At 74.4% G+C, this 6,909-nt stretch carries 5 protein-coding genes; all 5 read right to left on the bottom strand.

Annotated features, from left to right (window positions below; all coding sequences use genetic code 11):
- A partial coding sequence (locus V7050_RS16475) for an FAD-binding oxidoreductase (protein WP_324410855.1) occupies positions 1 to 490 on the bottom strand: 490 nt, incomplete at its 3' end.
- 78 nt (positions 491 to 568) lie between these two features.
- Positions 569 to 2,641, bottom strand: a complete 2,073-nt coding sequence (locus tag V7050_RS16470) for a hypothetical protein (protein WP_324374129.1) — start codon at positions 2,639 to 2,641, stop codon at positions 569 to 571.
- A 3-nt stretch (positions 2,642 to 2,644) separates the two neighbouring features.
- Complete coding sequence (locus V7050_RS16465; RefSeq protein WP_324368942.1) at positions 2,645 to 5,449, bottom strand: DUF4159 domain-containing protein; 2,805 nt, start codon at positions 5,447 to 5,449, stop codon at positions 2,645 to 2,647.
- Between the two features lie 7 nt (positions 5,450 to 5,456).
- Complete coding sequence (locus V7050_RS16460) at positions 5,457 to 6,374, bottom strand: DUF58 domain-containing protein (protein WP_324368943.1); 918 nt, start codon at positions 6,372 to 6,374, stop codon at positions 5,457 to 5,459.
- Positions 6,371 to 6,909: AAA family ATPase (locus V7050_RS16455; protein ID WP_324410853.1), on the bottom strand; the 539-nt coding region annotated here is incomplete at its 5' end. The genes V7050_RS16455 and V7050_RS16460, both read right to left, overlap by 4 nt.

The raw sequence follows: 6,909 nt of genomic DNA, 5'->3' as shown, positions 1-6,909 counted from the left end.
GCGCCCCGCCAGAATTCATGGCGATATTGCCGGCAATCGCGCAGGCAAGCTGGCTGGAGGTGTCGGGGGCGTAGAAAAACCCCTCGGCCTCGACCGCGCCGGTGACCGAAAGGTTGGTGCGCCCGGTCTGCACATGCACGAAACGGTTGGTGTAATCAGCTTCCAGCACCGCCGTCATCCGGCTGACGCCCAAGACCACCGCATCCGCCGTCGGCATCGCCCCACCGGCCAGCGAGGTGCCCGAGCCGCGCGGCACCACCGGCACCCCCTCGGCATGGCAGAGCCGCAGAACCGCCGCCACCTCTTCGGTCGTGCGGGGCAGGACCACCGCCAGCGGCGGGCAGCGATAGGCGGTCAGCGCGTCGCATTCGTAGACCTTGACCTCGGCGGGGTCGGAGATCACCGCGTCTTCCGGCAGGATCGCGCGCAGCTTCGCCACGATCTCGGCCTTGCGGGCGAGGATCGCCGGATCGGGATCGGGCATCTGCATCGGCGTCTCCCGCGATGGGCCGGGTTCCGGCCGGGGCCAGGATGCTACCATGGCCGCACGAGGGTAAAAAGCCCGTGCCTACCGCCCCTCGATGCGCCAGGCGCCAAAGGCCAGCGCCACGGCGAGGATCAGCATCAGCCAGGCCGGCGCCAGCGCGACCTGCCGGATGTCGCGCAGCTGATAGGCGTCGCGGTCGGCGAGCCCGATCCAGCCGCGTCCCGCGGCGACCCGGCCCTCGCGCACGCGGCGGATGTCCGGCACCCCGTCCTCCAGCCGCAGGATCCCGCCGCGGGTCGCGGCCGCCAGCGGACCGAGCGCCGCCCCGTCCGAAACCGGGTTCTCGAATTCCCGCGGCGCCGAGGGCCCGACCACCGCCACCGCCGCGAGATCGCCGTTCTCCAGCCGCCAGACGCCGTGCTCGGCGGCCTCGATCCGGCCCTCCCAGCGCCCCGGCGCCACCTCCTTCATCGCCACCTCCTCGCTCTCGCCCGAGGGGCTGGTGGCGGTCACCGTCGGGATCTCGGCCTCGAGCGTGCGGCGCGTCACCTCCACGTCGCCGCCGTCGCCGCCGCCGAGCAGCACGTTCTCCTCCAGCTCCGGCTCCTGCATCAGCCAATGGGCCAGCCGGCGCAGCAGTTCGAGCTGCGGCCCGCCACCCTCGTAGCCGCGGCTCCAGAGCCAGGCCTCGTCGGAGGCCAGCACCGCGACCCGCCCCTCCCCCTGGCGGTCGAGCACCAGGAGCGGCCGGTCGTCCGGGCCGGTCATGACCACCTCGCCCTCCGGGGCGTCGAGCTCGACGATGCGGAACCAGCGGCCCCAGCCCGGCGTGCCGTCCGCGGCCGGCGGGCGCGGGGCATGGGATTCGAGGTCGGCGGTGACCGGATGGCGATGGCCCAGCTCCGGGATGCGCGGCGCGAAGCCCCGCTCCACCACCCGGGCGGTGGGCTGGACCGGCAGTACCCCGCGCAGCGGCGAGCGGTAGAGGCTCTCGGCGCCGGCGAAATCCTCGCCCGCGGCGACCAGCAGCGCGCCCCCGTCCCGCACATAGCGGGCGATGTTCTCGAAATAATCGTTCGGCAGGATTCCCCGGCGCTTGTAGCGGTCGAAGATGATCAGGTCGAACTCGTCGACCTTCTCCATGAAGAGCTCCTGGGTCGGGAAGGCGATCAGCGAGAGCTCGAAGACCGGCACGAAATCCTGCTTCTCCGGCGGGCGCAGGATGGTGAAATGCACCAGGTCGACGGCGCTGTCGGATTTCAGCAGGTTCCGCCAGGTGCGCTCGCCGGGATAGGGCTCGCCCGAGACGAGCAGCACCCGCAGCCGGTCGCGCACGCCGTTGATCGAGACCACGGCGGCGTTGTTGCGCTCGGTCAGCTCGCCCGCCACCTGCGGCGTGGCGATTTCCAGCACATTGGCCCCGCCGCGCCCGAGCGTGACCGGCAGCGTGACCGGTTCGCCCACCGGCACGTCGAAGCGCAAGGGCTCGGTGCCGTCGAGCGCGATGGTCAGCGGTACGAACCCGCCGCTCTCCGGCGACGCGCCGATGTCCTCCACACGCAGGGTCACGCTGACCGGCTCGTCGATGATCGCGAAGGCCGGCGCCGTCTCGATCACGATGCGGCGGTCCCAATCCGCGGCGCTGCCGCTGAGCAGCACATGGACGGGCCCGGGGAATTCCGCCAGCGCATCGGCGTCATGCACCTGCCCGTCGGTCACAAGGATCGCGCCGGCGATCCGGTCGGGCGGGATCTCCGCCGCCGCCTCGGCCAGGGCGCCGAGGAGCCGCGTCCCGTCCTCGCCCCGGTCGCGCAGGCGGATCTCGCGCAGCTCCAGCCCGCCGGTCTCCACCAGCCGGTCGAGCCGCGCCCCGAGCCCCTCGAGCGCCGACGTCACCTGGTCGGGCCGGAGCCCGATCCGGTTCGAGGCGCTCTCGTCGATCACCACCAGCGCGATGTCGGCCACCGGCAGCCGGTCCTCCTGCCGCCAGGAGGGCTGCGCCAGCGCCACCAGCAGCACCAGCGCCGCGAGCGCGCGCAGCCACCAGCCGGCCAGCCCCCGCCAGAGCGCGAGCAGGAGCGCCGCGAGGCTCAGCCCCGCGAGCCCGGCGATCAGCCCGAGCGGCAGCTGCGGATCGAAGGCGACCATCGACATGCCCTATTGTCCCAGCCGGTCGAGCAGCGCGGGCACATGCACCTGGTCGGATTTGTAGTTGCCCGTCATCACATGCATGATCAGGTTCACGCCGAAGCGGATCGCCATCTCGCGCTGGCGCTCGCCGGCGATGCCGCGGCCCACGGGATACATCGGCTGGCCGTTCTCCTGCATCGCCCAGGCCGAGGCCCAGTCGTTGCCGCCGATCACCACCGGGGTCACCCCGTCGTTGAGGTTGCGGAACGGCATGCCCTCGACCTCCTCGGCCGCTGGCGCGGCCTCCACCCAGACCGTCGAGGCGTCCCACCGGCCGGGAAAGTCCTGGAGCAGGTAGAAGGTCCGCGTCAGGACGTGGTCGAGCGGAACCGGCTCCAGCGGCGGCACGTCGAGCCGGGTCGCGATGCGCTGCAGCGCCCGCCCGTTCGGGGTCGTCCCGCCCAGGCTGCCGCCGAGATCGGCGTCCCGCGTGTCGAAGAGGATCATGCCGCCGAAGCGCAGGAAATCGTTGAGCCGCGCGGCGGCGGCATCTGAAGGCGCCGCCTGCCCCTCGGTGACCGGCCAGTAGAGGAAGGGATAGAGCGCGATCTCGTCGCGCTCCAGATCGACCCCCACGGGCTCGGCGGGCTCGACCGCCGTGCGGTCGAAGAGCGCCCGGCTCAGGCCCCGCAGCCCGGCCTCGCTCACCGCATCCACGCGGGCATTCCCCGTCTTCACATAGGCGAGCACCGTGCGGTTCGCGGCATAGAGCGCGGCGGCCTCCGACCTCGCATCCTGCGCCCGCGCCGCCGATCCGGCCGCGCCCGCGAGCCCCGCGGCGAGCAGGACCAGCGCCGCGCCGCGCGCCACCGCCCTTGCGCTTCCGCTGCCGAGCCGGCCCGAGACGCGCAGCGTCGCCAGCACGTCCGCGGCGAGCAGCACCAGCGCCAGCGCCAGCAGAAGCGGGCCGAGCCGGCGCTCCGCGGGACGGTCGAGCGCCTCCTGCACCAGCGCATCGGGCAGGCCGGCCATGGGCGCGAGCCGGTCGTCCCGGCGCATCACGTTGAGCGCCACCCGCCGCTCGCCGCTGCCGTAGATCCCTGGCGGCATCTCCGCCGAGGGTCGGTCCCCGGCCAGCGCCGCGCCCTCGATCCCAGAGACGAGGCTCGGCGTCTCAAGCTCGCCGAACCCGTTCATCACCTGGAGCGGCGTCCAGATCCCGCCCTCGACCGCCTCGGGCGCCGGCCCGAGGCCGCCGGCGCTCTGGGCCAGCCGCTCGAGCATCTGCACGAAGAGCCCCGAGAGCGGCAGGTTCGACCAATCGGCGTTCGCGGTCACGTGGAAGAGCACCAGCCGCCCGTCGCCGATCGCCCGGCCGGTCACGAGTGGCGTCCCGTCCTCGAGGCTGGCCATCACGCGTTCCGGCAGGTCCGGATCGGGCTGTGCCACCACCTGGGCAGAGATGTCCACGTCCTCCGGCACCGCCAGCCCGGCGAAGGGGCCGCCTTCGGGAAACGGTCGCAGCTTGCGCGGCGCGCCCCAGGACATCGCCCCGCCCACCGACCGCCCCCCGGCGCGCAGGCGGACCGGAAGCAGCGGGTCGGGTTCGAGCTGCCCCGCGCCCGAGGCCGCCAGCCGCGGCCCGGCGAAGCGCACCAGCAGGCCGCCGGCCTCGATCCAGGGCATCAGCAGCGCGCGCTCGGCCTCCCCGATCGCCCCGACATCGGCGAGGATCAGCATGTCCGGCGCGGTGTTGAGCATCTCGCCCAAGGGCGCCTCGACCACCTCGGCGAAGGGCGCCAGTGCCTTGCGCAGGTAATGCAGCGGATCGACCAGATCCTGCCCCTCGCCGCCGGCCCGCCCGGAGACGAGACCGACCTTGCGCCGGCGCACCGCATCGTCGGCGAGCACCACCCCGCCCGCCGAGGCGCCCTCGGCGAGCTGCAGCCGCGCCACCCGGTTGCGCAGCTCGATCGGCATCGCGACCGGCACGTCGACGCTCGCGGCACCCGCGGCGAATTCGGCCGTCGCCGAGCCCAGCACCCGTTCGATGCCGTTCGGATCCGGCCCGATCGCGAGGATGCCGACCGGCGCCGCTCCGGCGGCCTCGGCCCGCAGGGCACGGACCCGCAGCGCGCCCTCCTCGAGCCAGGGTGGGGTCAGCGCGAGCGCGCTGCGCCCGGCGCGCGCCAGCGTCGCCGGCCCGCGCGCGAGCAGCGCCTCGGCGAGCGCGCCCTCGCCGCCGTCGCCGCCGTCGCCGATACCGTCGCCGAGCCAGAGCGTCTCGAAATCCCCGGCCTCGGCACCGGCGATCCAGTCGGCCCAGGCGCTGCGGTCCGGCGCCCAGGGCTGCGGCGCGAAGCCCGCGAGCCGCCCCTGCCATTCCGAGGCCGCGCGCCAGGGGATCCCGCCCTCCGCCGGCGGCGCCGCGGCCAGCGAGAGGACCGCCGCCGTCCGGCCCTCGCGGCCCGCGTCCTCCAGCGCCGCCGCGACACGGTCCATGCGCGCGTTCCAGCCCGGCGCATCGGCCCAGCCGCCGTCGAGCAGCACCAGGAGCGGCCCGCCCCGGCCCTCGGCGCGCGGGTTCAGCACCGGCCCCGCGAAGGCGACGATCGCCGCCGCCAGCGCGAGCATGCGCAGGGCGAGCAGCCACCAGGGCGTGCGCTCGGGCATGCGCTCCGGATCGTCGAGCCCGAGCAGCAGCCGCACGCCGGGAAAGGCCCGCCGCGCCGGCGCCGGCGGCACCGCGCGCAAGAGCCACCAGAGGATCGGCAGCGCCGCCAGCCCCAGGAGCAGCCAGGGCGCGAGGAAGGCGACCGGCCCGATGCTCATGCCCGCCTCATGCGCGCTCGCCCACGGCCATGTAGAGCCAGAGCAGCGCCGCGCGCGGGCTCTGGCTGGTGCGATGGAAGAGGCAGCGCCAGCCGAGCCGGCGCGCCAGATCCTGCAGATAGGCGCGACGTTCCGCCAGCCGCCGGACATAGGCCTCGCGCAGCGCCCGCGCCCGCTGGGTCTCGAATTCGGTTCCCCCGCCCATGCTCCGGAAGATCACCCGCCCGTCGAAGGGAAAGACCTCTTCGCTCTCGTCGAGCACCTGGACGAAGACGCCGTGCACGCCGCGGTCGGCGGCCTGGGCCAGCGCCGGGGTCAGCGCCTCGGGATCCCCGAGGAAATCGGAGAGAAAGACCGCCCGCGCGCCCTTCGGCATGCGGTCGGGCGGCGGCGCGCCGTAATCGGGCCGCGGATCGGCGGGCTCGCCGCCGAGCTCCAGCGCCAGACGGTTGAGCTGCGCCCGCCCGCTGCGCGGCTGGGCGGCGGCGCTGCCCATCAGCGCCACCCGCTCGCCGGCCTTGATCAGCAGGACCGAAAGCGCCAGCGCCAGCAGCGCAGCCCGCTCGCGCTTGGACCGCGCGCCCGGATCGGACCGAAAGTCCATCGACTGCGCGCCATCGACCCAGAAGCAGACGGTCTGCGCCGCCTCCCATTCCATCTCGCGGATGAACTGCAGGTCCGACTTGCCCGACCGCCGCCAGTCGACCATCGACCGCGCGTCGCCCGGCACCGCCTGCCGGTACTGCCAGAAATTCTCGCCATGGCCGGCCCGCCGCCGGCCGTGCACGCCCATGGCGACGTTGCCGGCGAGGAATTCCGCCTCCGCCAGCAGCGGCGGCAGCGCGCCGGCGATCTTCTCGGCATCGCGCCGCAGCCCGACCGCGCCCTGGGGCTTCTCCCTGCCGCGAAGGCGGGGCTCGATCATGCCGCCGCCTCCGCGCCGGTCGCCTCGCCCACCAGCCGCGCGATCAGCGCGTCGAGCGTCTGGCCCTCGGCCCGTGCGGCGAAGCCGAGCGCCATGCGGTGGATCAGCACCGGGTGGGCGAGCGCGGCCACGTCCTCCACCCCCGGCACCAGCCGTCCCTGGATCAGCGCGCGCGCCCGGATCGCCAGCATCAGCGCCTGGGCGGCGCGCGGCCCCGGCCCCCAGCTCACCGCGTCGCGCACCGCCGGATGGGTGTCCTCGGTACCGGGCCGCGCCGCGCGCACCAGGTCGAGGATGCGCTCGACGACCGCCTCGCCCACCGGCAGCCGGCGGATCAGCCGCTGCGCCGCGATCAGGCTCGCCGCATCGAAGACCGGCTCGGCGGAGGCTTCCTCGATCCCGGTGGTCGCGAGAATGATCTCGCGCTCCGAGGCCCGGTCGGGATAGCCCACGTCGATCTGGAGCAGGAACCGGTCGAGCTGCGCCTCGGGCAGCGGATAGGTGCCCTCCTGCTCGATCGGGTTCTGGGTCGCGA

The sequence above is a fragment of the Amaricoccus sp. genome (genome assembly GCF_036846665.1).
Taxonomy (GTDB): Bacteria; Pseudomonadota; Alphaproteobacteria; order Rhodobacterales; family Rhodobacteraceae; genus Amaricoccus.
The sequence above is the reverse complement of the archived record's forward strand: the minus strand, read 5'-3'. Positions and strand labels throughout refer to the sequence as shown.

Excerpts from the sequence above, each read along its gene's own strand:
- V7050_RS16470 (WP_324374129.1), bottom strand. The coding sequence starts at position 2,641 with ATGTCGATGGTCGCCTTCGATCCGCAGCTGCCGCTCGGGCTGATCGCC.
- V7050_RS16465 (WP_324368942.1), bottom strand. The coding sequence starts at position 5,449 with ATGAGCATCGGGCCGGTCGCCTTCCTCGCGCCCTGGCTGCTCCTGGGG.
- V7050_RS16460 (WP_324368943.1), bottom strand. The coding sequence starts at position 6,374 with ATGATCGAGCCCCGCCTTCGCGGCAGGGAGAAGCCCCAGGGCGCGGTC.